General features: G+C 45.2%; 18 protein-coding genes. 10 read left to right on the forward strand and 8 right to left on the reverse strand.

Annotated features, from left to right (window positions below; all coding sequences use genetic code 11):
• Positions 1–5: 5 nt before the first annotated feature.
• The 5 genes from DYADSP32_RS23995 (at position 6) to DYADSP32_RS24015 (ending at position 5,654) form a co-directional block, all read left to right on the forward strand.
• A complete protein-coding gene (locus DYADSP32_RS23995) occupies positions 6–1,133 on the forward strand; it encodes a ParB N-terminal domain-containing protein (protein ID WP_149240387.1) in 1,128 nt (375 codons plus the stop codon).
• A 2-nt stretch (positions 1,134–1,135) separates the two neighbouring features.
• On the forward strand, positions 1,136–2,059 hold the full coding sequence (locus tag DYADSP32_RS24000) for a hypothetical protein (protein ID WP_149240386.1): 924 nt from the start codon (positions 1,136–1,138) through the stop codon (positions 2,057–2,059).
• A gap of 157 nt (positions 2,060–2,216) precedes the next feature.
• Entirely contained in the window at positions 2,217–2,519 is a 303-nt protein-coding gene (locus DYADSP32_RS24005; RefSeq protein ID WP_149240385.1) for a YciI family protein, read from the forward strand.
• A gap of 130 nt (positions 2,520–2,649) precedes the next feature.
• Positions 2,650–3,477: a carbonic anhydrase gene (locus DYADSP32_RS24010; protein ID WP_149240384.1), complete on the forward strand. Its 828-nt coding sequence runs from the start codon at positions 2,650–2,652 to the stop codon at positions 3,475–3,477.
• A gap of 5 nt (positions 3,478–3,482) precedes the next feature.
• Positions 3,483–5,654 (forward strand): cation:proton antiporter, encoded by a 2,172-nt coding sequence (locus DYADSP32_RS24015; protein WP_414618010.1) that lies wholly within the window; start codon positions 3,483–3,485, stop codon positions 5,652–5,654.
• Between the two features lie 224 nt (positions 5,655–5,878).
• Here the strand turns inward: DYADSP32_RS24015 and DYADSP32_RS24020 are convergent, their stop codons facing one another.
• Together DYADSP32_RS24020 and DYADSP32_RS24025 are read right to left on the reverse strand one after the other, a co-directional pair.
• Positions 5,879–7,375, reverse strand: a complete 1,497-nt coding sequence (locus DYADSP32_RS24020) for a flotillin family protein (RefSeq protein WP_149240383.1) — start codon at positions 7,373–7,375, stop codon at positions 5,879–5,881.
• A 49-nt stretch (positions 7,376–7,424) separates the two neighbouring features.
• Positions 7,425–7,991, reverse strand: a complete 567-nt coding sequence (locus DYADSP32_RS24025; RefSeq protein WP_149240382.1) for a serine protease — start codon at positions 7,989–7,991, stop codon at positions 7,425–7,427.
• 367 nt (positions 7,992–8,358) lie between these two features.
• On the opposite strand from DYADSP32_RS24025, the gene DYADSP32_RS24030 reads away from it, so the two are divergent.
• Positions 8,359–9,570 (forward strand): IS256 family transposase, encoded by a 1,212-nt coding sequence (locus tag DYADSP32_RS24030; protein WP_149240312.1) that lies wholly within the window; start codon positions 8,359–8,361, stop codon positions 9,568–9,570.
• 475 nt (positions 9,571–10,045) lie between these two features.
• A complete protein-coding gene (locus DYADSP32_RS24035; protein WP_149240381.1) occupies positions 10,046–10,924 on the forward strand; it encodes a DKNYY domain-containing protein in 879 nt (292 codons plus the stop codon).
• Positions 10,925–10,980: 56 nt separating this feature from the next.
• Here DYADSP32_RS24035 and DYADSP32_RS24040 read toward each other — a convergent pair whose 3' ends face one another.
• Complete coding sequence (locus DYADSP32_RS24040; protein WP_149240380.1) at positions 10,981–11,829, reverse strand: helix-turn-helix domain-containing protein; 849 nt, start codon at positions 11,827–11,829, stop codon at positions 10,981–10,983.
• A 220-nt stretch (positions 11,830–12,049) separates the two neighbouring features.
• Here DYADSP32_RS24040 and DYADSP32_RS24045 point away from each other — a divergent pair, with 220 nt between their 5' ends.
• On the forward strand, positions 12,050–12,925 hold the full coding sequence (locus DYADSP32_RS24045) for an SDR family oxidoreductase (RefSeq protein WP_149240379.1): 876 nt from the start codon (positions 12,050–12,052) through the stop codon (positions 12,923–12,925).
• 336 nt (positions 12,926–13,261) lie between these two features.
• Here the strand turns inward: DYADSP32_RS24045 and DYADSP32_RS24050 are convergent, their stop codons facing one another.
• Positions 13,262–13,678, reverse strand: coding sequence for a winged helix-turn-helix transcriptional regulator (locus DYADSP32_RS24050; protein ID WP_149240378.1), 417 nt, complete (start codon positions 13,676–13,678; stop codon positions 13,262–13,264).
• Between the two features lie 662 nt (positions 13,679–14,340).
• Between DYADSP32_RS24050 and DYADSP32_RS24055 the strand changes: the two genes are divergently transcribed.
• Positions 14,341–15,243: an NAD(P)/FAD-dependent oxidoreductase gene (locus DYADSP32_RS24055; RefSeq protein ID WP_149240377.1), complete on the forward strand. Its 903-nt coding sequence runs from the start codon at positions 14,341–14,343 to the stop codon at positions 15,241–15,243.
• Here the strand turns inward: DYADSP32_RS24055 and DYADSP32_RS24060 are convergent.
• Positions 15,221–15,937 (reverse strand): response regulator transcription factor, encoded by a 717-nt coding sequence (locus tag DYADSP32_RS24060; RefSeq protein WP_149240376.1) that lies wholly within the window; start codon positions 15,935–15,937, stop codon positions 15,221–15,223. The two genes, DYADSP32_RS24055 and DYADSP32_RS24060, sit on opposite strands and share 23 nt — an antisense overlap.
• Entirely contained in the window at positions 15,930–17,003 is a 1,074-nt protein-coding gene (locus DYADSP32_RS24065) for a sensor histidine kinase (RefSeq protein ID WP_414618011.1), read from the reverse strand. The genes DYADSP32_RS24060 and DYADSP32_RS24065 overlap by 8 nt, the downstream gene beginning before the upstream one ends.
• A gap of 200 nt (positions 17,004–17,203) precedes the next feature.
• Between DYADSP32_RS24065 and DYADSP32_RS24070 the strand changes: the two genes are divergently transcribed.
• The gene (locus tag DYADSP32_RS24070; RefSeq protein ID WP_149240374.1) at positions 17,204–18,337 is read left to right on the forward strand and encodes a TlpA disulfide reductase family protein; all 1,134 of its coding nucleotides are present in this window, start codon (positions 17,204–17,206) and stop codon (positions 18,335–18,337) included.
• Positions 18,338–18,375: 38 nt separating this feature from the next.
• On the opposite strand, the gene DYADSP32_RS24075 is transcribed toward DYADSP32_RS24070, so the two are convergent.
• The gene (locus DYADSP32_RS24075; RefSeq protein WP_149240373.1) at positions 18,376–20,592 is read right to left on the reverse strand and encodes a c-type cytochrome; all 2,217 of its coding nucleotides are present in this window, start codon (positions 20,590–20,592) and stop codon (positions 18,376–18,378) included.
• Positions 20,593–21,337: 745 nt separating this feature from the next.
• Positions 21,338–22,735 (reverse strand): Gfo/Idh/MocA family protein, encoded by a 1,398-nt coding sequence (locus tag DYADSP32_RS24080; RefSeq protein WP_149240372.1) that lies wholly within the window; start codon positions 22,733–22,735, stop codon positions 21,338–21,340.
• Positions 22,736–22,953 lie beyond the last annotated feature (218 nt).

Below are 22,953 nucleotides of genomic sequence, written 5' to 3' on the forward strand. Positions count from 1 at the left end.
TAATTATGAAACAGAAAATCGAACAAATAGCTACCGAAGATTTATCCTTCGATTATCAAAATCCGAGAATTGCCGAGTTTGGAATTTCTAATAGAACAACTGAACAAGAGATTATTCAAATTCTTTGGAATGTAATGGGCGTGGAAGAGATCGTTTTATCCATACGTGCGAGTGGTTTTTTTGAGCATGAGCCTTTGCTTGCAGTCGAAGAAGATGGAAGACTGATTGTTATCGAAGGAAATAGACGTCTGGCTGCGGTAAAATGCATTCTTAACAGAGAAATTGCAGACTATATAGGTATAAACAAAAACCAGCTTTCTGTCTCTCCTGAAATTAAAGATAGCCTTAAGTCTCTTCCAGTAATCCTTGTTGAAGAAAGGAGAGACGCTTGGAAGTTTATCGGATTCAAGCACATTAATGGTCCAGCTAAATGGGGTAGCTATGCAAAAGCACAGTATATATCCCAAATCAAAAACGAGTATGATATTCCTTTGGAGGAAATTGCCTCTCAGATAGGTGATACGCACAAAACCGTGCAAAAACTCTATCAAGGCTTACAAGTTATTGAACAAGCGGAACAACTGGGGAAATTTAGTAGAACGGATATAAGTGCAAACCGGCTGTATTTCTCACACTTATACACCGGCTTAACTTATGAGGGGTTCAAAGATTATCTGGGCATCAAAGATATTTCCGAAGACACTAAGAATCCTGTTCCAGAAGAGAAATGGGATCACCTGGAAGAGTTATTGACCTGGTTGTTCGGCAGTAGAAAAAAAGAAGTTGACGCTGTTATCCTTTCGCAAAATCCAGACTTGCGGAGGTTGGATGCTGTTATTAGAAATAAAGAAGCAATTTATGCTCTGAGAGACGGTGTGTCCCTTATTCAGGCTTATGAGCTTAGTCAACCTAAAAATGAAACATTTGAGCAAAGCATGCTAGAAGCAAAGCGAGCTCTACAGAAGGCTCAATCATTTCAAACCGAAGGCTTCGACGGCAAGGATGTTGCAATGTTAAAATTAGCAGCAACCGTTGCTCAAATGGCTGACGAGCTTTATGATACAATGGAAAAGAAATGGAAATCATTGCAAGATAATGGTTCTGCAAAAAAAAGACTTTTTAGCGAAGAGTAACAATGTTTAAACTCCCAAACAGTCTCCCTTCCCTAAGAAATTCCGCTCAGGACTGGGCTGATTACGCCGAGTACTCTGTACTGAGGAAAACTAATCTATCAATCCTAAGTCTTGTTAAAACACCACTGCTTATATCAGATGAAACTCTTGTTGATGGTATTGAAGATGATACCGATAAATTCATTAACAAGGCGGATGAAATCTCAGCAGAGATAAACAATAGAAAAAGCACCACCGGATTTAAATATCCGTTTGAGACATCTGATTCTGACTATTCCATAAAATTTTTGCTAGCCGACTCTCTTCACGTCTGGATTTATAAATTTTTGCTTCTATGCACCAGACTAAATATGAAAGACGAGAAAATACAATCTGGATTGGATGGAACCCAACTTTTTGAGCGCTTATCGGCAGAAGTGGCACTGAACTTCTTCGGCAATAATGCCGAAGTTGATATTTTAGGTACAAGCAAATCTCACATTGGAGGATTCCGTGCCAAACTTTTGGAAATCACAAAAAGAATGAAAGAAGGAGGCGAAATTCATCAAAACGAAGGTTATAAGCCTCAGGATGACAACGTTGACCTTATTGTCTGGAAGGGATTTTCTGACAAACTGCCGTCTCAGATGATTGCATTTGCTCAATGCAAAACCGGCACTTCATGGCAAGATCGATTGTCTGAACTAAGTACTGAATCTTTCTGCAAAACTTGGTTTTCAAGGCAACCGGTTGTTACACCAATTCGAATGTTTTTTTGTGCTCAATATTTCCCCAGAGAAATTTGGTATCCAAGAGCTAATGAAGCAGGACTAGTTTTTGATAGATTTAGAATTATTGACTATCTCCCTGATAAACTGAATGATGACTTATTAGAGGATATCAAAACTTGGTGTTCAGCAATTGAGATAAAATTCGCCACTCCATAGCCCCATTTACCAAATTAACAAGGTGCTTATCTTTTTTGCATGGGATAATCCTTTGCAGATCGAAGCCCCGTGGGTCCTATTTCCAAACCGCCCTGGCACAAATTTTACCGTAATGTAAGTCTTTACCACCAATCTCCAACCAACAAATCCCCAACCCATGTTCATCATCGACCTCAATTACGTTGCTCCGCTGGAAGAACTTGACAAACATATGTTTGATCATGTGCAGTACCTGAAAAAATATTACGAGGAAAACCTGTTTCTGGCTTCGGGGCGGAAGGTGCCGCGGACGGGTGGGGTGATTTTGTGTTTGGCGGAGTCGGAGCAGGAGGTAAACAGGATCATTGCCGAGGATCCGTTTTACAAATTCAAACTGGCCGAGTTTAAGGTTACGGAGTTTCTGGCCTCTCAATCCCATCCTGACCTGGCAGCGTTGCTGGGTAAAAATGTGGCCTCATAGCGGTTCCTTTTCCAGGTATTCTGGCTTAATAAAGTACCACCCCGTATTAAGAATGTCTTAGATTTACCGAAAAATTACCTATATTAAGCTTCTTTCCAGATCTTAAATACGCTGTCGTACTAAACTTGCCATGATGTTTTCAAGATTAAATCCATACTTCTTAGTATTCTCTTGTTTGTGCTTCACAGCCGTTGTGTCCTGTAAATCAGAAGGAAACAAGGACGGCAAAGCCTCACCCGATACGTTGTCTCTTACGGCTGCGGATTCGCTTCGGCTGGATTCTGTCTCCCGGGCGAGGGCGATACTGAGCTTTGCGGATGTGCTGGATTCGGTGTACCAGCGTGCTCCGAAAAATGTTTTGAGTGCGCTCCTGCGGGGACATTTGAGGTACGCCCAGGATTCGGCCATCATTTATCCTTCGGCGGAGAAAATCCCGGACAGTCTGGCCAGGATTAAACCCTTCCTGTTGCTGACCGACATTGACCTGCCCCAGTCCCCCGACCGCATCTTCGATATGCGGCGGTCGATGTTCATTCAGCTTTCCAGCCCGGCCTGTCTGTTGAATCCCAAACAAATCGCTGTGATGGAATATGCCGTTCAGTACAGCGGTACGCAGGTGATTCTGGTGCTTGCGAACAGCAACAGCCGGATCATCGGAGCGGCTTGCGACAATGTGCAGACGGGCAGCTTTGCGACCATTACCAGCGAACTCGCAAAAGCAATGAAAACTACACAGGAATTCGCAGACCGGTCGTCGGTCAACAAGGACTATGTGAATCACATTGCGCAAAATCAGGCGAACCTCGCACTGATTGAAATTTTGAGACAAAGCCCACAGCTTAAGGAGCTGTCGGACAACGGGAAAATCATTCTGAAAAGCGCTTTTTACGACGGCGACAAACGTTCCATGGTGCTGCTTGATCCCAATGCCTCTATCAATACCCTGACCAAAAACTAAATTTTATGGCTTTGCTACTCAACGCGGAAGGAATGTTTCAGCTTCCACTCAGCAATCCGGTACTGATATTTTCGCTGGTACTTTTTATCATCCTGTTTGTCCCCCTTCTGCTGAATAAAATACGGGTTCCTTACGTGATCGGACTGATCCTCGCCGGGGTGGTCATCGGCGAGCATGGGCTCAACCTGCTTCGCAGGGACAGCAGTATCGTGCTTTTCGGTACTGTGGGTCTCATTTATATCATGTTTCTGGCGGCTCTGGAAATTGACCTGAAGGAGTTCAAAAAGAACAGTACCAACAGTTTTATCTATGGGTTGTTCACATTTGCGGTTCCTATGCTGGTGGCGGGGGCTGCTGCCCGGTATGTGCTTGAATTTTCCTGGATTTCCAGTGTGCTGTTTGCCAGCATGTTAGCTTCGCATACGCTGATTGCCTATCCGGTTGCAGCCCGATATAACGTGCATAAAACCAAGGCGGCGACCATCGCTGTGGGGGGCACGATCGTCACCGATATATTATCCCTGCTTATACTCGCTGTCATTGCCCGGATGACACAGGGCGAGATCAATCAGGCGTTCTGGATACAGCTTGGCGTATCCGTGGTGCTGTTTGCGCTCATCGTCTGGTTTGTGTTTCCCCTCATTGCTATCTGGTTTTTCAAACGTTTCGACGATAGCATTTCCCAATACATATTTGTGCTGGCCATGGTTTTCTTCGGGGCGTTCCTTGCCGAACTTGCCGGAATTGAGGCTATCATCGGGGCGTTTATTGCCGGACTGGCTTTAAACAGGCTTATTCCGCACCACTCACCGCTGATGAACCGGATCGACTTTGTGGGAAATGCACTTTTCATCCCGTTTTTTCTGATTGGCGTGGGTATGCTGGTGGATCTTAAAGTGCTGTTCAAATCTACCGAAGCGCTGAAAGTGGCTGGTGTAATGACGCTGGCCGCCGTTGCGTCCAAATGGATTGCAGCCTGGATCGGCCAGAAAACCTTCGGGATGAACGGGAATGAACGTACGCTGATGTTCGGACTGAGTTCGGCAAGGGCGGCAGCCACACTAGCGACGGTGCTGGTGGGTTACAACATCATTCTCGGGCAAAATGAACTGGGCGAACCCATTCGTCTGCTCAATGAGGATGTACTGAATGGCTGTCTGATCATGATACTGATCACCTGCTCGATCGCCTCGGTAGCTACCGCGCAGGCGTCCTCCAAGCTGGCACAGGAACAGGACGAGGGCAAAAGCGAGAAGCAGGAGCACGACACCCGGAATATTCTGATTGCGGCCTCCAAGGAGAATACGATTGATCCGATGATCCAGCTGGCGATCCTGATGCAGCCGAAAAAACTGGAACAGAATATTTTTGCTTTGTCCGTCATCAGTTCGGAAACCGATGACCGGGAAGCGGAAGAAAGAAGGCTTAAAGGTTATCAGGATAAAATGGTGGTAACGGCGGCGGCAACGGATGTGATCCTGACCCCGCTGATCCGGTACGACGTGAATTTTGTGTCGGGGATCCAGCATACGCTGGAAGAGAAACGCATCCACGAGGTGATCATTGGCCAGGATACGAGTGAGTACGATGGCATGTCCGCAACGGGTATCAAATCCCAAAAGTTGCTCGATAAATGTCCTCAGATCATCTATCTCATTCACGGCCGACAACCGCTCAATACCATACGTAATATCACGATAGTGTGTTCCGACAAGCTTGAAAGGGAACCATCCTTTGAGATTTTGCTGGAAAGGGTGATTACCATTTCGCGACAACTGAATTGTGACGTTCATTTTCACAGCTCTCATGCTACGCTTCTGGCTATCAAACAATGGTTTTTGGAAAACAAAGGTCCTGAGGCACAGTACTCCGTTTTTGACAGCTGGAATGACTTCCTGATCCTGTCGCGGGAGATCAATACGGAGGATTTGTTCATTGTGATATCGGCCCGGCCCGGTAATGCCAGCTATCATGTTGGACTCACGGACGTGCCAAGGCATCTGGCCAAGTATTTCGGGAAGTACAATTATCTGTTGATCTACCCCGATTTGTATTCCGATTATCCGCATAGTCCCATCAACGAATTTGAGCGCACCGGGGAGCTGTTGCAGCAGGGGATGACACAACTGGGGAAAACCAGTGACAAGCTGATCAAGAATATACTGAGGCCAGGTTGAGGGATTTTGAGCAACAAAAAGGTTCACGCAAAGCAGGGAAGTTAAAACGCAGAGAACGCGAAGGTTTTATTACACAGAGGCGCACAGAGACAATAAAGAGGTTCACTGAGTTTATTGTTTTCTCTGTGAATCCGCGGCGGCGTCTGCTATTTGTAACCTCAATATAACTTACCTCTGCGCTCTTTGCGTTTATCTTATTCTGCTTTGCGTGAGGCCTTTTAATCTTACTCCTTTTTTACTTCTGATTCCTCGGGATTCTCCGTTCCTTTCAAATACGTCGGCAAGTTGAGCCCTGCCATGTTGAACAGATCATTTAATGGCGGCACCGTTTTCATCATGCCCGACACAAAATTGGCTGTCGACCCGTTGCCATTTTCTCCGTTTCCTGAATCCCAGACCGTGATTTTATCGATCTTGATGTTTTTAACGGCATCCACCTGCGTTTTAACCAGTTCAGGTAGTTTTTCAATCAGCAATAACTGGAATGCTTTCGTGGGATCTCCACCAGCAGCAGCCACTACTTCTTTATAACCTTCGGCCTGTTTGGTGAGTATTTCGTACAAACCTTTTGCCTCTGCTTCCATTTTTGCAAAAATCGCATCCGCCTCACCTTTTGCCTGTTCACGAATTCTCTCCGCTTCGGCCTGGGCCTCGATGATGGCGCGTTGTTTGGCAATTTCGGCCGGGATCACAATATTGGCAATCTGTGTAGAACGTTCCCTTTCGGAGCGGGCCAATTCTGCCTTTTGCTCCGCTACGTAAGATTCTTCCAATGCTCGTGCCTGTTGTACCTTTTCGGATGCCAGGGCTGTACGAAGCGCTTCCGCTTCCTTTTCACGCCTTAGCGCTTCCGACTGGGCAATGGCGATTTTGGCCTCGTTTTCACCCTGAATGGCTATTGCGTTGGCTTCCGACGTTTTTACCCGGGTATCGCGCTGCGCTTCTGCCCGTCCGATCGCTTCATCTTTGGTGGCCGATGCAATGCTGATTTCCCGATCTTTTTGTGTAATGGCAATCTTAACATCCCGATCCCGATGCGTTTCGGCGATTTGGGTATCCTTCTCACGGTCGGCCAACGCCTTACCCGTTTCTCCTATTTTCTCCTGTTCGGCCACACTGATCTTCGCTTCGTTGATCGCCTTCGCCGCCGCTTCCTTGCCAAGCGCTTCAATATACCCCGACTCATCCCGGATGTCGGTGACATTAACGTTAATCAGTTTTAGGCCAATTTTTCTTAATTCACTGTCTACGTTTTTTGAAATGTTCTCCAAAAACTTATCCCGGTCCGAATTGATCTCTTCGATCGTCATCGTAGCGATTACCAGACGAAGCTGTCCGAAGAGTATGTCCTTGGCTAATTCCTGAATTTGCTCAAAACTAAGCCCAAGCAGCCTTTCGGCGGCCGTATTCATGCTATCCGCTTCGGTGGAAATCGCAATCGTGAACCGGCAAGGCACATCCACACGGATGTTCTGGCGGCTCAACGCATTGGTTAAATTCGCTTCAATGGAAAGGGGTTTTAGATCCAGGTAGGCAAAATCCTGAATGACCGGCCAGACGAACGCACCGCCACCGTGGATACATTTGGCAGAAGTTCCTCCTGTTTTACCATAGATCACAAGGATCTTGTCGGAGGGGCAACGCTTGTAGCGAGAAACGAGCGCCGTAATACTTACAAATACAACAACGGCAAGTACAACAATAATAATGATTGGGGACATATGTGTGAGGTTTGGTTAAATGCGTTTTTGAGCTGTGGGCTTTCGGTTATCAGACTTTTTCTACAGTCAGGAAATTGTTGTTTCCCACCTGGGTTACTTTTACCACGGCGCCCGTTTCGATCCGTTCGTATTCCGTGATTGCGTCGAGTACATGGACTGAACCGCCGACACTGATCATGATCTTTCCGGTTCCTTTTTTTGCTGCAGGAATGGTCAGGTACACCTCTGCCGTTTTATCAATCGTGTTTGCCAGATTGAAAGAATTGTCCTCCGCCAGTTTCCTGATCTGTTGAATGATCATAAAGAAGATACCGACAAAGAAAATCCCAATCACCAGGCTCAGAACGATCAGAAGGATCGGATTGGAAACACTTTTATAAAACGAGATACCACCCCAGCTGAAACCCAGTAAGAAGTTGATGAGGTTTCGAAATGAAAAAAGCTGAAACGGTTCGTCCGTCCCATCCAGGTTGCTGTCAAAATCGGCCTCTAAGCCGTCGTATGCGTCAGAACCTGTGAAAGTTGAGATGGTTTGAATAATAAAAATAAGGCTCGAAGGAATGGCAATGAACCAGAATGTCCGGAGCAAGGGGGCTAAATTGTCTAAGGCTTCCATGTTGGCAAATGTATTTTATAAAAGTGTGATCTGAGCCGTTTATACATGAGCGCATGCTAACAATGACCCGCGGAAAAAATTCAATATGACCAACGGGAGCGTTTGCAAGGATCAGGATTGCTTATGAACGTATAGTCTAAAAATAGTAATAATTATTGTGTAAATAACAATTTTGCATCCAGGTATGCGCGAAAGGTGTGGGGAGAAGTTCACGGGAAGCAGAGAGTAAAACAAATAGAGATTTTTGTTACACAGATTGGCATGGAGTTATAAATGGGTTCAGGGTAAGAATAATAACTTGCGCCCTCTTCCAGTCTGGAGACTGTAAAATGAACTCTGTCTAAAAGTTTTAACTTTAAGACAGAACATGGAAAAGACAGAATTCGAACAGATGCGCGACAAGGCGCTCGAACAGTTAATGAAAGGACAATCGTTAACTGGTAAAGATGGCGTTTTCGCGCCCTTACTTCAACAATTTTTGGAAAGTGCTCTTGAATCAGAGATGAACACTCACCTCAGTGAGCAAGAACGCGAATCAGGTAACAAACGCAATGGTAAAGGTAGCAAACGCTTAAAAACCATGTCTGGCGAAATCATTCTGACTACGCCAGAGGATCGAAAAAGCAGCTTTTCGCCGCAAATCGTCAAGAAACGCGAAACGGTCCTGGCTGACAATCTGGCTCCTCAAATTATTGGATTATATAGTAAGGGAATGAGTTTTCGGGATATATCCGACCACATCCAGCAGATGTATGATGTTGAGATATCTCATGCCACGCTATCAGAGATCACTGAACGCGTGATTCCTCAGGTCAAAGAATGGCAGAGTAGGCCTTTGGAAAGCCTTTATACCATTGTATGGCTCGATGCTATGCATTATAAGGTTCGAGACGGGGGGCGGGTGGTAACACGAGCTGTATATAATGTTCTAGGAGTAAATCGAGATGGCTATAAAGATCTGATTGGCATGTATGTGTCTGAAAGTGAGGGAGCTAATTTTTGGCTTTCGGTTCTTACTGATTTGAAATCCAGGGGCGTAAAAGATATTTTGATAGCTTGTACGGACAATCTGACCGGCTTTTCTGAGGCAATATTAGCGTCTTTTCCGGAATCAGAGATACAGAGTTGCATCATTCATCAGATCAGAAATTCGTTGAAATATGTAGCTTCCAAGGATCAAAAAGTTTTCATGCAGGACTTAAAAACGGTTTATCAAGCTCCTACAAAAGATAAAGCGGAATTGGAGCTTGATAAACTTAACGATAAGTGGGGCTCCAAGTACCCTGTCGTAATCAAATCCTGGCAGAATAATTGGCACAAACTGTCAACTTATTTTGCTTATGATGAGCAGATTAGGAGGCTTATTTACACGACAAATGCCGTCGAGGGTTTTCATCGGCAAGTCAGAAAAATCACCAAAACAAAAGGAGCTTTTCCTAATGATATGGCATTACTCAAATTGATCTACCTGGCGGTCGAGAATATTAGCCGAAAATGGACGTCGCCTTTGCAAAATTGGGCACTGACAGCTCAACAACTGCATATCAAATTTGGCGACAGAATGCGAATGGACCTTTAATTTTGCTTCCCAATATAAAACGCAAAAATAGCCCGTTATTGAATTTATCAAGGGTATATAAACGGCCTCGTGCCTCAGCCGCCCTTGACAAATCCAATAACAAGCAAAAAAGCATTTGAAATCGAAAAGAAAAATTAAATTTGAATAAACTTAGATGGCCAGACAGAGTTTAAATTACACTCCCCCAGTCTGTGCAATTAAGCTTCCTTCACCTTTAAATAACTGGCTCTTTACGTAAAATAAACCAACCGGCCGGGTCCTGTCAAAATCCTGTAAACTTGTACCTGAATGACAGTGGGCGATTAGCCTCCTGTTAAACCCAGATTACGCATTAGATCATGGGCTGCAATATTATTTTGCTGCATAGGTATTTCAGTTCTTGTTTGACAGGCCCCGGCCTGCCTTCACTGCGAACTTCATTCCTATTTTGCAAAATAATATTTCGTCATCATTCCTATTGCGTAATCTGGGTTAAATGAACTCACGTCATGGAATCCCCGTCATGAAATTCTTAACGATCCTAAGCACTTTTTGCACCTCCTACGCCAGGAGCAGGCCGGGTGTAACATCATCTCCAGGTTATCATATCACCAGCAACAAGGTTTATTACAATGGAGGCTTTGCTGGCGGACCCGTATATGAGGTTATTGGTGCAGATGCAAAATCCTTTGAAAAGTTAAACAAAACCTTTCCCGAGTCGGCCTACGGCCGGGACAAGAATGGTGTGTATTACAACGGAAAGGGGATCAAAGGCGCTGATGTAAGATCTTTTGAACGGCTCAGGAGCTATTATTCAAAAGATGACCGATTTATTTATTTCCACAGTTCTGTGCTTTCGAAGGATCCGGATCATTTCGTTTTTATCGACGACCTTGTTCAAAAGGACCGGAATCATGTGTACCGAGGTGGCTGGATTATTTCCGATGAGCCGGAGGATTTTCAGTTTATTGCTGCGATAGATGGGTTTGCCTACTATCGTGATCACAAGGGGGTGTTGGTTAACAGTACCCGATTGCAAGGTGCCGACCCTGCTACATTCAAGCCATTGCGCCATGGCTATTCAAGTGATGCCCATCAGGTATTTCAGGTGGATGGCATGGTAGCTCGGGTCATAAAAGGTGCGAGTCCTGCCGGATTTGATGTTTATAATTCATACTATTCACACGACCATAAGCACGTGTACTGGAAAGGTAAACCACTTCCTGGTGCAGATCCTGCGACCTTCGCCATATTAAACAATGAAACTCACAGCACCCTGGATTCGAAAAGTGCCTTATGTCTGAACAACCTGATACCAGGTTTCCGGTCTGATAATTTCGCACTAAGTCAAAAAAGAGAACTGGTTTTTGACTAAAAAAATATAAATCTGTTAGCTATTGGAACTCAGACCGTCATTGTAGTCTGAGTTTTTTATTGCATCTCACTTTCACCAGGTTTCACAACGCAGAATTGTTTGCCTGCTATGTCTCTGATAAACTTCTGCGGTGAAGTGCCCAGATAAAGCCGAAAATCTTTTATCAGATGGCTCTGATCGTGGTAGCCAAATTGCTCCAGAAGTGAGTGCCAGTCAATTCTTTCATTCTCCTGGGACTGAATGTGATTGATGACCCGTTTGAACCGGATGAATCGGAGGAGTTCTTTGGGGGAATATCCTAGGTATTTTTTAAACCGCAACTGAATGGTCCGTTCCGACAGGTCTGAGTCGTAAGCGATAGCCCGGACGGGTTGTGTTAACGGATTATGGAAATAATGAATTCCCTCCGTCAGCGGAGTGGCAGCATGGTCGGATTCTGTGATAAAGACGGACGCATAATCTTTCAAGAGTTGAATTCGCTCATGGAGTGATGGCAGGTTTTTCAGGTTTTCCCAAAGCAAAGAAAAACCGCTTATGCCCAGTACTTTGTCCGGATCTATCAGTTTGTCTTCGAATTGATCCATTGGTAGCTGAAATAAACGATAAAAACCGTTTGGGTTAAAAACCGTCACGATCAGATCCGTGCCTGGAAGCACTTCGTAGTTCATCATCCTGCGCAACGGCCCGATAGCTGCAACACGCCCAACTTGCTCTTTTCCAAACATTTCGTCAGAAAAGGATATCCGTACGGGTTTTCCAAAATTAAAGATCAGCATCATTTCAAGGCCGGGCGCCAGGTGCTGGATTTTTGCTGCGGAATCGCTGGGCGTTTGAATGCAGTAAAAGTGCCTGATGCTTTCATTCAGCGGCGCATCAGGCTCAAAATGTGTTCCGCGTGATAACATCCGTTGGTTGGAAATTTTTGTTAGGTAAAGTTAGGAAGTTGAAGCTGTTTTAAAGAAGTGAACTTTTCAAAAGTTGACTTCTTTCGCTAAAAGGTCCAAATCAAAGCATTCCATCTCCAGTCAGCCGCTATGCCCGTTTCGTTTTCTTACAATTTCAGCTGATTCCAAGGCGGTAATTTTGCATTACAAAATGAACGCATTCAACTTTAAACTTACTGAAATGTCACACGAAGCGAATATCCTGATCACTGGTGCAACCGGCAGCATTGGCCAGGAACTGACCAAATATTTATCCTCAAAAGGAGTGCGTTTTCGTGCCATGGTACGGTCGCTTGAAAAATCGCAACAGCTTGCAGCATTGCCAGGTGCTCAACTTGTAGAGGGAGATTTTGAAGATGCACGATCTCTTGAAAAAGCATTAGCTGGTATTGAAAGAGTTTTTTTACTTACCAATTCGTCGGAACGGGCTGAGCAGCAGCAAAGCCGTTTGGTTGAGGTGGCGCGCCGTAGCGGCGTAAGTCATATTGTGAAACTATCGCAATGGGCAGCCGATATTCACTCTCCGGTTCGCTTTCTTCGGTATCACGCCGTGGTGGAACAAAAGATTGAAGATTCAGGAATGGCTTACACATTTCTGCGGCCCAATTTATTTATGCAGGGTCTGATTGGCTTCCGTGAATCGATCGTTGAACATAATCAGTTTTTTGGGGCAGTTGGTGATGCCAAAGTCAGCCTGGTGGACACACGCGATATTGCCGCCGTGGCCGGGGAGGTGCTGATTGGCACCGGGCACGAAAACAGAATTTATAATCTTACAGGACCGGAGGCATTGTCTCATCAACAAATGGCCTTAAAGCTTTCAGAAGCTGTTGGAAGGGAGATTCAATTTGTTGATGTACCATCTGATGTTCTTCTCAATATGCTTTTGAGTGCAGGCTTTCCCCTATGGCAGGCGGAAGGCCTGGTGGAAGATTATGCGCATTATAAGGCGGGGGAGGCGGCTGAGGTGAGTTATGACATCCGGTCGATCACTGGCAGGGAGGCGTCGGATTTTAGTGTATTTGCTGAGGACTATAAAAACTTTTTTAGGGATTGAATACGCAATCATTTCGGTGGGTTTTGAATAATTTTCGAGAAAAAAGCGGATGAATCTGATTGTTCATCCGCTTTTTTAATCACAGTGATCGGATGCGTTATTCCGTTACGAATTTTTCTTAGAGAAATTTTGAGAACGGAGCCTTTGAATCTGTAAATGCCTGAGGCGTGTATTGGGGAGGTCTTTTTGTCGGCAGAGAACAGTCATGATCTAGTCATTTTCGACAGATATTGTGCGGTGTTTCCAATCACTAAGCGCAGAGGATCAACGTCTTGCTAGCTTTATTGCCATTCCTGACCACACCTGACTATTTCTGTTTTTTCCTTGCGCCCCGGCTCACTCCACCACCCTCTTCCTCAGCATCTTAGCAAACTCTTTGATCGTGCCTTTCCGGTCTTTTTTCAATGCTTTTAACAACTCTTTATTTCCGCCCGCCGGACTATATTTCGCGCCCCAGGCAGCCAGTTCCATGATAAGGGGCAGGAGATCAATTCCTTTTTCAGTGAGGCAATAAATGAATTTTGATTTGTTGATTGTAGAGACCGTTTTGGAAATAATGCCCTGGGATTCCAGCATGGAAAGCCTGTCGGCCAGAATGTTGGTTGCGATACCTTCTGCCGATTGAAGGAACGCTCCGTAGGACGATTTTTGTGCGAAAATAATGTCTCTCAAAATAAGCAAAGACCACTTGTCGCCCAGGATATCCAGGGTGAAACTGATGGGGCAGTCGGATCTCGGTGTGATCTGTTTCATAAGAAAGAATTAGAACTTGTGTTTTGCAAGTATAAAGATATGAAGAAGAAGTGAATGGAGTTATAGTCGGCTTGCTGTGGGGCTTGAAACAGAGGCCGCTGGGAGGTAAACAAGTTGATAAAAAGGCCAGGTGGTACCAGGAATATAAAAAAACGTAAAATCTCGTAGCGATGAAATATCGGTAGAAATAACGTTGGGCAAATCCCATAAAATCGCATAGCGATGAAATATCGGTAGAAAACAAAGTTGGGCAAATCCGATAAAATCGCGTAGCGATGCAATATCGGTAGAAAACAATGTTGGGTAAATCCGATAAAATCGCGTAGCGATGCAATATCGGTAAAACCATGTGGGGCAAATCCGATAAAATCGCATAGCGATGCAATATCGGTAAAACCATGTTGGGCAAATCCGATAAAATCGCGTAGCGATGCAATATCGGTAGAAAACAAAGTTGGGCAAATCCGATAAAATCGCGTAGCGATGCAATATCGGTAGATGAAATATCGGTGGAAAACAGGAATGTACAAAGGATCAAAATCCCATAGGGATGTAACAGCAGGGCATAGATTGGGAATGACGATTAAAGAATCCGGAACTTTTATATTTGCAACTAGGTTGCATAAGTGAGTTTCCGATTTAAATAAAACAGGTCTTAGTCTATGAAACATTTTGACGTAATCATTATTGGCGGAAGTTATGCAGGGCTTTCGGCAGGGATGGCCCTCGGTCGAAGTTTAAGAAATGTCTTGATCATTGATGGTCGGGAGCCTTGCAATATCCAGACGCCACATTCGCATAATTTTCTCACCCGCGACGGTGAAACGCCAACCGCATTGGCGGAGATTTCAAAAGCACAGGTGCTTGCTTATCCAACGGTACAATTGAAGGAGGATGTGGTCACTCAGGTATCGCGAAGCGAGCGGGGTTTTGAGGTGGATACACACTCAGAAAGTTTTACCACTGGCAAACTCATTTTTGCCACGGGTGTGAAGGACATTATGCCTGAGATTCCTGGTTTTGCAGAATCCTGGGGCGTCTCGGTGGTGCATTGTCCGTATTGCCATGGTTACGAGATCCGAGATACGGAGACAGGTGTGCTTGGAAATGGAGATGCCGGATTTGAATTTGTAAAATTTATCCGCCACTGGACAAGTAAAATAACACTGCTCACCAACGGAGCAAGTACACTGTCTGATCATCAAAAGAGTACATTGGATTCAATCGGGATAAAGGTTGTTGAAAATGAAATTCGCGCGATAAACCATGTCAATGGTCAAATGAGCTCCGTAGCATTTAGCGAAGATTACACATTGAATCTCCGGGCCATTTATGCGCGTCTGCCGTTTGTTCAAAAATGTGACATTCCGGAACAGCTGGGCTGCGAACTGGATGAACATGGCTATCTCAAGGTCGATGATTTTCAGAAAACCAATATTCCGGGGATTCTTGCTGCAGGAGATTGTACCAACCGGATGCGATCCGTTGCAGGAGCCGTTGCGGCAGGCAGTAAGGCAGGTGCAATTGTCAATCACGAAATGATCAATGAGAGTTACCTTGTTTGACCGGTGTTACCGGATTCAGTCGCTGTCGTACCGAAAGTAGCTCAGATTTATATTTGTCGCCCATAGGAATGGTGACCTCACCCACCTTCAGTTCATGGGTGCCAATGGATTTGAGATGCTGAATTCCTATCAAAAAAGATCTGTGCACGCGTACAAATAGATCCACAGGTAATAATTCAGACAGGTACTTCATGGTCATATGGGTGATAAAATGTCTACCCACGGTGTAGATAATAAGGTAATCCCTGATAGACTGTGCATACAAGATATCCAGGTGCTCAATTTTCAGCAGTCTGCCATCGACCTTGAAGTAGCTGTAAGTTGGTGCCTTTTCCTCCGGCATGGCTTGTTTGGAATATTTGTGAATGCTTTTCTCAAACCTTTCAAAAGTGACAGGCTTCATCAGGTAATCGATGGCTCCCAGGTCATAGCTTACTACGGCGAATTCGCTGTAAGACGTTGTGAAGATAACGGAAGGAGGATTTTTTAAAGAGTTTATGAAGTCAATACCATTTAAAGCGGGCATTTTGATATCCAGAAACATGAGATCTACGTCCGCGCTGTTTATGGCATTGAATGCCTCCATGGCGTTGCTGCAGCAACATGCCAGAGAGAGATTCGCCAACCGACTGATATGGTTTTCGATGACTTTTTGAGCCATAGGTTCGTCATCTACAATAATGCAGTTAACCATGATTGGTCAAGGTTAGGTTGAGAATTATTTCATAATTGGTGCTGGTGTCATGAATCGCAAGTTGATGATGCGGGTAGAGTATCCCTAGCCTTGCCACGGTGTTTTTTAGTCCAATGCCTGCAATTTTGGGCGGGCTTTCGTCGCGTTCAGGTTTGCTGTTTGAGACTTCCATCGTCAACTCGTTTTCGGCCACACAGATAACAATATAGACAAATCCATTAGCTGTTTCTTCCCGGATGCCGTGTTTGAATGCATTTTCGACAAACGGCAGCAGTATGAATGGTTCAATTCTCATGGAATCTGTAATACCCTGCACATCGAAACGGATGTCTGTGGCCATAGCGTATCGCAGGGATTCTACAGCTACATAATTCTGCAAAAATGCGATTTCTTCGCTCAGTTTAACAGTTGGATTGGCAGAATGGTAGATAATGTACCGCATCATTTCGGCATGCCTGGCTATGAGTGGTGCCGTATCATCAGATTTTTCCAGAGCGAGTGCATAAATGTTGTTCAGCGTATTGAAGAAAAAATGTGGCTGCAGCTGAATTTTCAGATAATTCAGTTCCGTTTCCAGTTGCTGCCGGCGCAGAAGATGCATCTGTTTTTCCTGCCCCGCAGAGCGGAGATAGTAAGCCAGCGCCGTTACCATGAGCAATTCCCTGAACACAAAAATGATACTGAACTGAAACAGCACAGGTTGGAAACTTAACCATTTTGCGGCTGATAACACTATTTGAGTGGGAAGGAATGCCATTTTGCTTACCAGCCAGTGATCTACGCGCATTGATAAATGAAGAAGAACCAGGAATAGCAGGACGAGAATTACGTAAACCAGATAACGTTTTTCAAACAGATAGGGAATAATAACCTTGTAGTAAATCAGATAGGGAATCATGCCAAGTATTCCATACACAACTCTTTCAATGAACAGATCGCTTGAGAAGCCCGAGCCAGTCTTCTCATAGGCATTATATTCAATGTCTACCGCTATCGGAAATAACAGAAAAATGGTAATAAAGAAACAGACCTCTGTTTTGGTAAGTATAAATCTCTGAAGTGACATGGGTTGCTGCATGGGGTTGAATTTAAATCAAAAACAGCACCCGGAGAAACAGCGCATTTTTCCAATGGTTTGTTTTCGACGAAAGGGATTATTTTTTCGACCAATCCTGATTGGTCTGGTTTTACAGTATGGCTGGTCTAATATTGAATTTTGGGTAAAAAAAAGCCGATATGTTTGCAGAAACATAACAGGGTAACCGCATGCGAAAAATCATCACACTTGCTACAATTATAGTTCTTTTTACTTCGGAAATCAGGGCACAGGTCAGTTCTGATGTAATTGCAGAAGTGATGAGGGCGCAATCAAAGATTAAAAATGCTTCTTACAAAATGGTCCGGAACGATACACTGGTAACGGGTGACATCCGCACGATTACCGGAAACGTAAAGATGCGGACGGAAAGCTCTGAGCCCAACTTTGGGTTTTTATTTAGTGCAAAAGAGAACGCGGTAAATGGTCAGATACTTTTTAATGGTCATATGGCCTATGAAACAGATGATGCGCTGCAGGTCTACCGGCTTTTCATGAATCCATCTGAAATGAAAGATCTGCTTTTTCACACCGGCGGGAGAATTGTGATGCCGGATCTGGTGCGACTGGATACTACCAGGGCTTTGTCCACGAAGCTGTCTGAGGACCCGGACTTTTATCACCTTACATTGTATTATCCTGATCTCACCCAGTATGATGTAACGAAGCGATACAAACGGGTAACTATAGATAAACAAAATATGCTTCCGGCAGCAGTAGTGCAGCATCAGGAAACGTTGGGGAAAGTTCAGAATCTGGCCTGGCACGTCCAGGATTTAATAATTAATAATAAGTCTTTCCATGATGAATTTGAAACTCCGGGTTTTTTAAAAACACATACCCAAAAAATTCCTCTGGTAACGGAGAAGCATCCGCTTACGGGGTTAAAAGGGAAACCGGCTCCACTTTTTGAATTAAAATCTTTTGAAGACAAGTTGGTTTCTATGGCGGACAGGGCGGGGGAGGTGATACTGCTCGATTTTTGGGAAGTATGGTGTGGGCCGTGTATAGAATCGATGCCGAAGGTGCAGCAACTTTACAGTAAGTTCAAAGGTCAGGGACTGGTGGTGTACGGGATTATGCATGATAGCAGGCAGCTGGAATCCGCTAAGCGATTCGTTCAGAGACACTCAGAAATTAAATTCCCGATGCTGATTGGCAATGAGGCTGTCAGGAAAAATTACCTGCTCAACGCCGTTCCGCAATACGTGCTCATTGATCGCCGGGGAGTGGTTCGCTTTGTAGGGCTGGGATATTCTGATCAAATTGAGCTTGAAATAAAGAAAGCATTGAATGAGAAATAATATTTTGTCATTCAATGCTTTCTGAGATTAACAAACTCCTATTTTTTAACAGCATTCAGTTCCTCCAGCGTCCAGGCTTTGTCTCGTCCAGCTGTTTTTTTACGAATTTCGCGCAGGTCTTTGTAGCTGACCACACTGGCGTCGTTGCCGAGGCTGTTACGGATAAAGCTCGCCACGGCGGTGATGTAGTCATCATCATTGCTGCCTTGTGGCGCCATCATGCCGGGGTAACTCACTCCATCCACAGGGCCAGTGAGCCCGTGCAGGATGATTTTTACCAAAATCTCCTTGTCGCCGTTCACTCTGGGAGATCCGGACAGCGGTGGTGCTACCTTTGACGGTAATCCCTTGCCATCCACGCCATGGCATATCGCACAGGACTGGCGGTATACGTTTGCGCCTTCAAAGATCAGATCCTTATCGTTGTCGCTCATTTTCGCAATACGCGTCATCAGTTCTTTCCATTCCGTATCACCACCTTCCTGCTGGCTACGGGTTACCGTCCGGGTAAGGAGTTCATTGGTGGCATTGTTATCAAGTAATTCCCTTAGTAACCCACGGGCTTTGTCGGTCTTGATATATCTCAATGAGGCTGCCAATTGGATTCTGACATCCATGCTGGGGTCATTTTTGAGCTTTTCCAATGACGCCAGCAACGATTCATCATTTTGTTTCAGATACATTTCACTGATCCAGATTGCGGCCTTACGAACCTGCGGATCCGGGTCCACCATGGCTATGGATATGATTTCTTTGTTCATGGCGTTCAGCCCTTCAAGTGTCCACAGTGCGTGCAGGCGAGCGATCGGTGTGGACTTTCTTACTTTGCCTGCCACGATTTTTTTGAGATCAGGTACCGCCGACTGGGCGTTTCTTACGATGAGTAATTTCTGTGCATTGTCACGCCACCAGCCGTTGGGGTGCGACAAATAGGATACCAGCTGGCGATGATCGGCATCCAGCATCCTAGGTGCGGGGCCAGGCTTCATGCCGTCATGAACCAACCTGTAGATGCGCCCCCGGCCAATATTTTTATCCAGTTGTTTTTCAAGGATCTTGCTTCTCAGATAGCTTCCTGGCCCGGTCCAGTTGCCTTCCTGGATGATTCCGTGATACATATCCACAATATACATACTGCCGTCGGGGCCTGTGTACATATTTACCGGTCGGAAATTCATGTCGGTAGACGCAAGAAATTCTGATTTTTCGTATGCGTTTTTAAGAATGGTCTTGCCGTCGACATTGGTAACTTTTGCCCTGCGGATGAGCCGGCCTACGGGTTCGGGGATGAACAGGTCGCCATACATGCTTTCCGGTAAACGGTCCCCACGGTACACTACTTGTCCGCAAGAGGCAGTAAAGTGATTAAGTGTACTGTCGGAGCGAAGGCGTTTGGGACCGCCTTCTACATCACTTGTGGCGATGATGGGCCAAACGGCATCAAAATCGTCCGCTTTTTGACCTGCCATATCCATCCACCCGTAAGCCGGATTCTGCTGAAACCCTGTGGCAGGATCTTCGCATCCGGCGCAAGAAAAATAGAGTTTTCCATAGTCGTCATGTGTAAGCCCCCATTGTCCACCCCAGCCCGAAATGGTGTCCGCTTCGAATTTGCCGTTTTTGTACTTGAAGCGAGCCTTGCTGCTGGTCATGTAAGTCCAGTTGTCTACATTCCAGACCAGTCCGCTACGCTGGTGTTCCAGGTTAGCGTTATCCCTTTTATCGTTTTGGTAAACCAGCTTTTTCTCATCCGCGACGCCGTCTCCATTTGTGTCGCGGTAGCTATGGAGGGAATATGTGTACGTTTCGTTCACCACCAGCTGATCATCCAGGGTCATCATCATGCGTGGGAGTACCAGATTGTCTATAAAAACAGTGTTCTTATCCATTGTGCCATTGCCGTCGGTATCTTCGAGGCGTGTAATGCGGCAGATGGGCAATTGCTCCCCGGTGCCGTTGATATCACGCATGTAGCTCCGCATTTCGGCCACATACATGCGGCCGTTGCCGTCCCACACCACCGCCACAGGCTCCTGAATGACAGGTTCGCTGGCAACCAGTTCCAGATGATACCCCTCAGGCAAGCGCATGGTTTTCATGCTTTCCTCAGGAGATAAAAAGGCTGTGGATGGTTTTTGATCAATGCTGGAAGGCCTGTAGGGCTGTTTCTCAATGGTTTTCCCGGCAGGTTGGCGACAGGTTAGAAAGTATATGGAAAGAAAAAGGATTCCTAACTTTAACAGATTTTGTTTCATGGGGGGATAACGCTACGACAGTTCGGGTGTAATGGGTTACTGAAATCGGCCTGAAATATACCATTTGAATGAATGAATTAAAACAACCTGGCACTTTTACCTGCGTAGGGACCGAACTCGTGGGTAAAGAACAATATGGGGAAGGAATTTTGTGCGCTTCGATTATTCAGGGTTTTTACCAAAATTACATGCCTGACGGCATTAGGTTTGCGAGGCTTTGAATCTGTTTTGTACCGATATTGCATGCCTGACGGCATTGGGTTTGTGACGCTGTGAATCTTTTCTACCGATATAACATGCCTAACGGCATTGGTATGCGACTCTATTAATTTTTTTAACAATATTACCTGCCTGACGGCATTGGGTTTGTGACGCTGTGAATCTTTTCTACCGATATAACATGCCTAACGGCATTGGTATGCGACTCTATTAATTTTTTTAACAATATTACCTGCCTGACGGCATTGGGTTAATAACTCTATGATCCCGGGTTGCCAGAATGACCTGCCTGACGGCATTTTTTGGGGCACCGGATCGGGTAATGAGCCGGTAAAAAATTCAATCAGAAGGTAGTGGACACGCGTCTGATTTTAACTTGTTAATTACAAAACATTGGTTTTCATGAGCGATCCGTTGTGCCAGAAAAACAGAGAATTATTTTTCTAATAATCTGAAAACCAATGTTTTGTTTTGGTAGCTAAGCTAATGTTTTTTTGTCATCACGACATATATGGCAGCAATGAGATCAGATGCTTTTCATTATGCCCAAATCCCGGCTTTCCTTCCAGCGGCCTCTTGTGAAATCGGGGAACTTTACAGGAGCATTTCCTTTTTTTACGGAAACTTCTGATAATGGGATCACCGAGCTCCATGTGGCTGCATCGTATACATCCATATCCATCGGGCGGCCATTGTTGAGACAGTCGATGATGCGGTAAACGAGCACAAAGTCCATTCCTCCATGGCCTCCGTTCACCTCAATTTCCTTCTTAAGCTTATCCCAGATTGGGTGTTTGTATTTGCTTCGGTATTCGTTATAATCAGCTTCTTTCAAGAACTGGTGACCTTTATCAATGATCGACAAGCGGCTCGGATATCCCTGGTGATAGGCATGTGTTCCGCCCAGCGAGTTGATACGATCGTAGGATCTGGGTGATACCACATCATGCTTCAATGTGATCATTCTCCCCTTGTGCGTTTTGATGAGCGATATATTCAGGTCTCCTTTGTGAATGGTTCCCTTAAAGTTTGCGTAGGGATGATCAGCAGGCAGTTTTTTGATACTCTCCGATAGGGAAGCTTCCAGGCTGCTCATCGATACAATATGCTCAAACCGGTCGCCACGTAAGATATTCAGATACTGTGCCACGGGACCCAGGCCGTGCATCGGGTAGAGGTTGCCGTCATGCGCTATATTCTCTTTAAGGCGCCAGAAATCGTAGTAGCCTTTGGTGTCGAGTAAATAGGCATTAAGGTTGTGAATGTACGCGGCTTCCGCACTTGTCAGCGTTCCGAAAACTTCGTTTTGCACCATATTAAGCACCCACAGTTCCTCGTCGCCGTAGCAGACGTTTTCCATCATCATGCAGTTCCGCTGTGTTTCTTCGGCGGTGTTTACAAGCTGCCAGCACTCATCGAGAGTCAGTGCGGCCGGTACTTCTATTACCACATGTTTGCCCTGCTTCATGGCTTGTACAGCCATGGGTACATGATCCCGCCAAGGGGTAGCCACTACCACAAGGTCAATATCATCACGTTTAAGCATTTCTTTCCAGGAATCCACCTTGCCGGAATATGCAACCGCGGTCTGTCCTTTCGCTTTCAACTTCTCCACTGCCTTGTCCGCACGTTCTTTTTGAATGTCACAAACAGCCGTAACAATGGCTTTGTCCGGAAACAATGAAGCGAACTGCATGACGTGGCCACTTCCCCTTGCGCCAAGACCGATCAATGCAACCTTTACCTGTTTGATCGGTGCAACTTTCAGATCGATTACCGATTTGCCTGTGGCCGGGGGAGCCTTGAAGCCTGGAAGTTCTTCATATTCAGGGATTCCCGGTTCTTTTTTCGAAAGACCATAAAGTCCCATGCTACCAAGCAGTCCCTTTTTAAGGAAACTCCTGCGTTCTTTGTTTGATTTCATCGATAAGGTTGGTTTGGAATAGTGGTAAACATATCTTTTTAATATGCCTGCCAAAACTAAATAATAAACTGGTTAACAAAAATATAATACGGGAATACCCTCCACAAAACCTGCAATGGCTGATGCTTGACTACGAATGAAAAAAGAATCAACTCTCCAGGAATGGCCTGACGGGTTTTATGCACTGACGGCGCTTGATCATTCTGAGCATTCAATCT

Origin of the sequence: Dyadobacter sp. 32, from assembly GCF_902506755.1 — a bacterium.
In the GTDB taxonomy this organism is placed as follows: domain Bacteria; phylum Bacteroidota; class Bacteroidia; order Cytophagales; family Spirosomataceae; genus Dyadobacter.

Coding starts and splice junctions, on each gene's coding strand:
- DYADSP32_RS23995 (WP_149240387.1), top strand. CDS start 6: ATGAAACAGAAAATCGAACAAATAGCTACCGAAGATTTATCCTTCGAT.
- DYADSP32_RS24000 (WP_149240386.1), top strand. CDS start 1,136: ATGTTTAAACTCCCAAACAGTCTCCCTTCCCTAAGAAATTCCGCTCAG.
- DYADSP32_RS24005 (WP_149240385.1), top strand. CDS start 2,217: ATGTTCATCATCGACCTCAATTACGTTGCTCCGCTGGAAGAACTTGAC.
- DYADSP32_RS24010 (WP_149240384.1), top strand. CDS start 2,650: ATGATGTTTTCAAGATTAAATCCATACTTCTTAGTATTCTCTTGTTTG.
- DYADSP32_RS24015 (WP_414618010.1), top strand. CDS start 3,483: ATGGCTTTGCTACTCAACGCGGAAGGAATGTTTCAGCTTCCACTCAGC.
- DYADSP32_RS24020 (WP_149240383.1), bottom strand. CDS start 7,375: ATGTCCCCAATCATTATTATTGTTGTACTTGCCGTTGTTGTATTTGTA.
- DYADSP32_RS24025 (WP_149240382.1), bottom strand. CDS start 7,991: ATGGAAGCCTTAGACAATTTAGCCCCCTTGCTCCGGACATTCTGGTTC.
- DYADSP32_RS24030 (WP_149240312.1), top strand. CDS start 8,359: ATGGAAAAGACAGAATTCGAACAGATGCGCGACAAGGCGCTCGAACAG.
- DYADSP32_RS24035 (WP_149240381.1), top strand. CDS start 10,046: ATGAACTCACGTCATGGAATCCCCGTCATGAAATTCTTAACGATCCTA.
- DYADSP32_RS24040 (WP_149240380.1), bottom strand. CDS start 11,829: ATGTTATCACGCGGAACACATTTTGAGCCTGATGCGCCGCTGAATGAA.
- DYADSP32_RS24045 (WP_149240379.1), top strand. CDS start 12,050: ATGTCACACGAAGCGAATATCCTGATCACTGGTGCAACCGGCAGCATT.
- DYADSP32_RS24050 (WP_149240378.1), bottom strand. CDS start 13,678: ATGAAACAGATCACACCGAGATCCGACTGCCCCATCAGTTTCACCCTG.
- DYADSP32_RS24055 (WP_149240377.1), top strand. CDS start 14,341: ATGAAACATTTTGACGTAATCATTATTGGCGGAAGTTATGCAGGGCTT.
- DYADSP32_RS24060 (WP_149240376.1), bottom strand. CDS start 15,937: ATGGTTAACTGCATTATTGTAGATGACGAACCTATGGCTCAAAAAGTC.
- DYADSP32_RS24065 (WP_414618011.1), bottom strand. CDS start 17,003: ATGTCACTTCAGAGATTTATACTTACCAAAACAGAGGTCTGTTTCTTT.
- DYADSP32_RS24070 (WP_149240374.1), top strand. CDS start 17,204: ATGCGAAAAATCATCACACTTGCTACAATTATAGTTCTTTTTACTTCG.
- DYADSP32_RS24075 (WP_149240373.1), bottom strand. CDS start 20,592: ATGAAACAAAATCTGTTAAAGTTAGGAATCCTTTTTCTTTCCATATAC.
- DYADSP32_RS24080 (WP_149240372.1), bottom strand. CDS start 22,735: ATGAAATCAAACAAAGAACGCAGGAGTTTCCTTAAAAAGGGACTGCTT.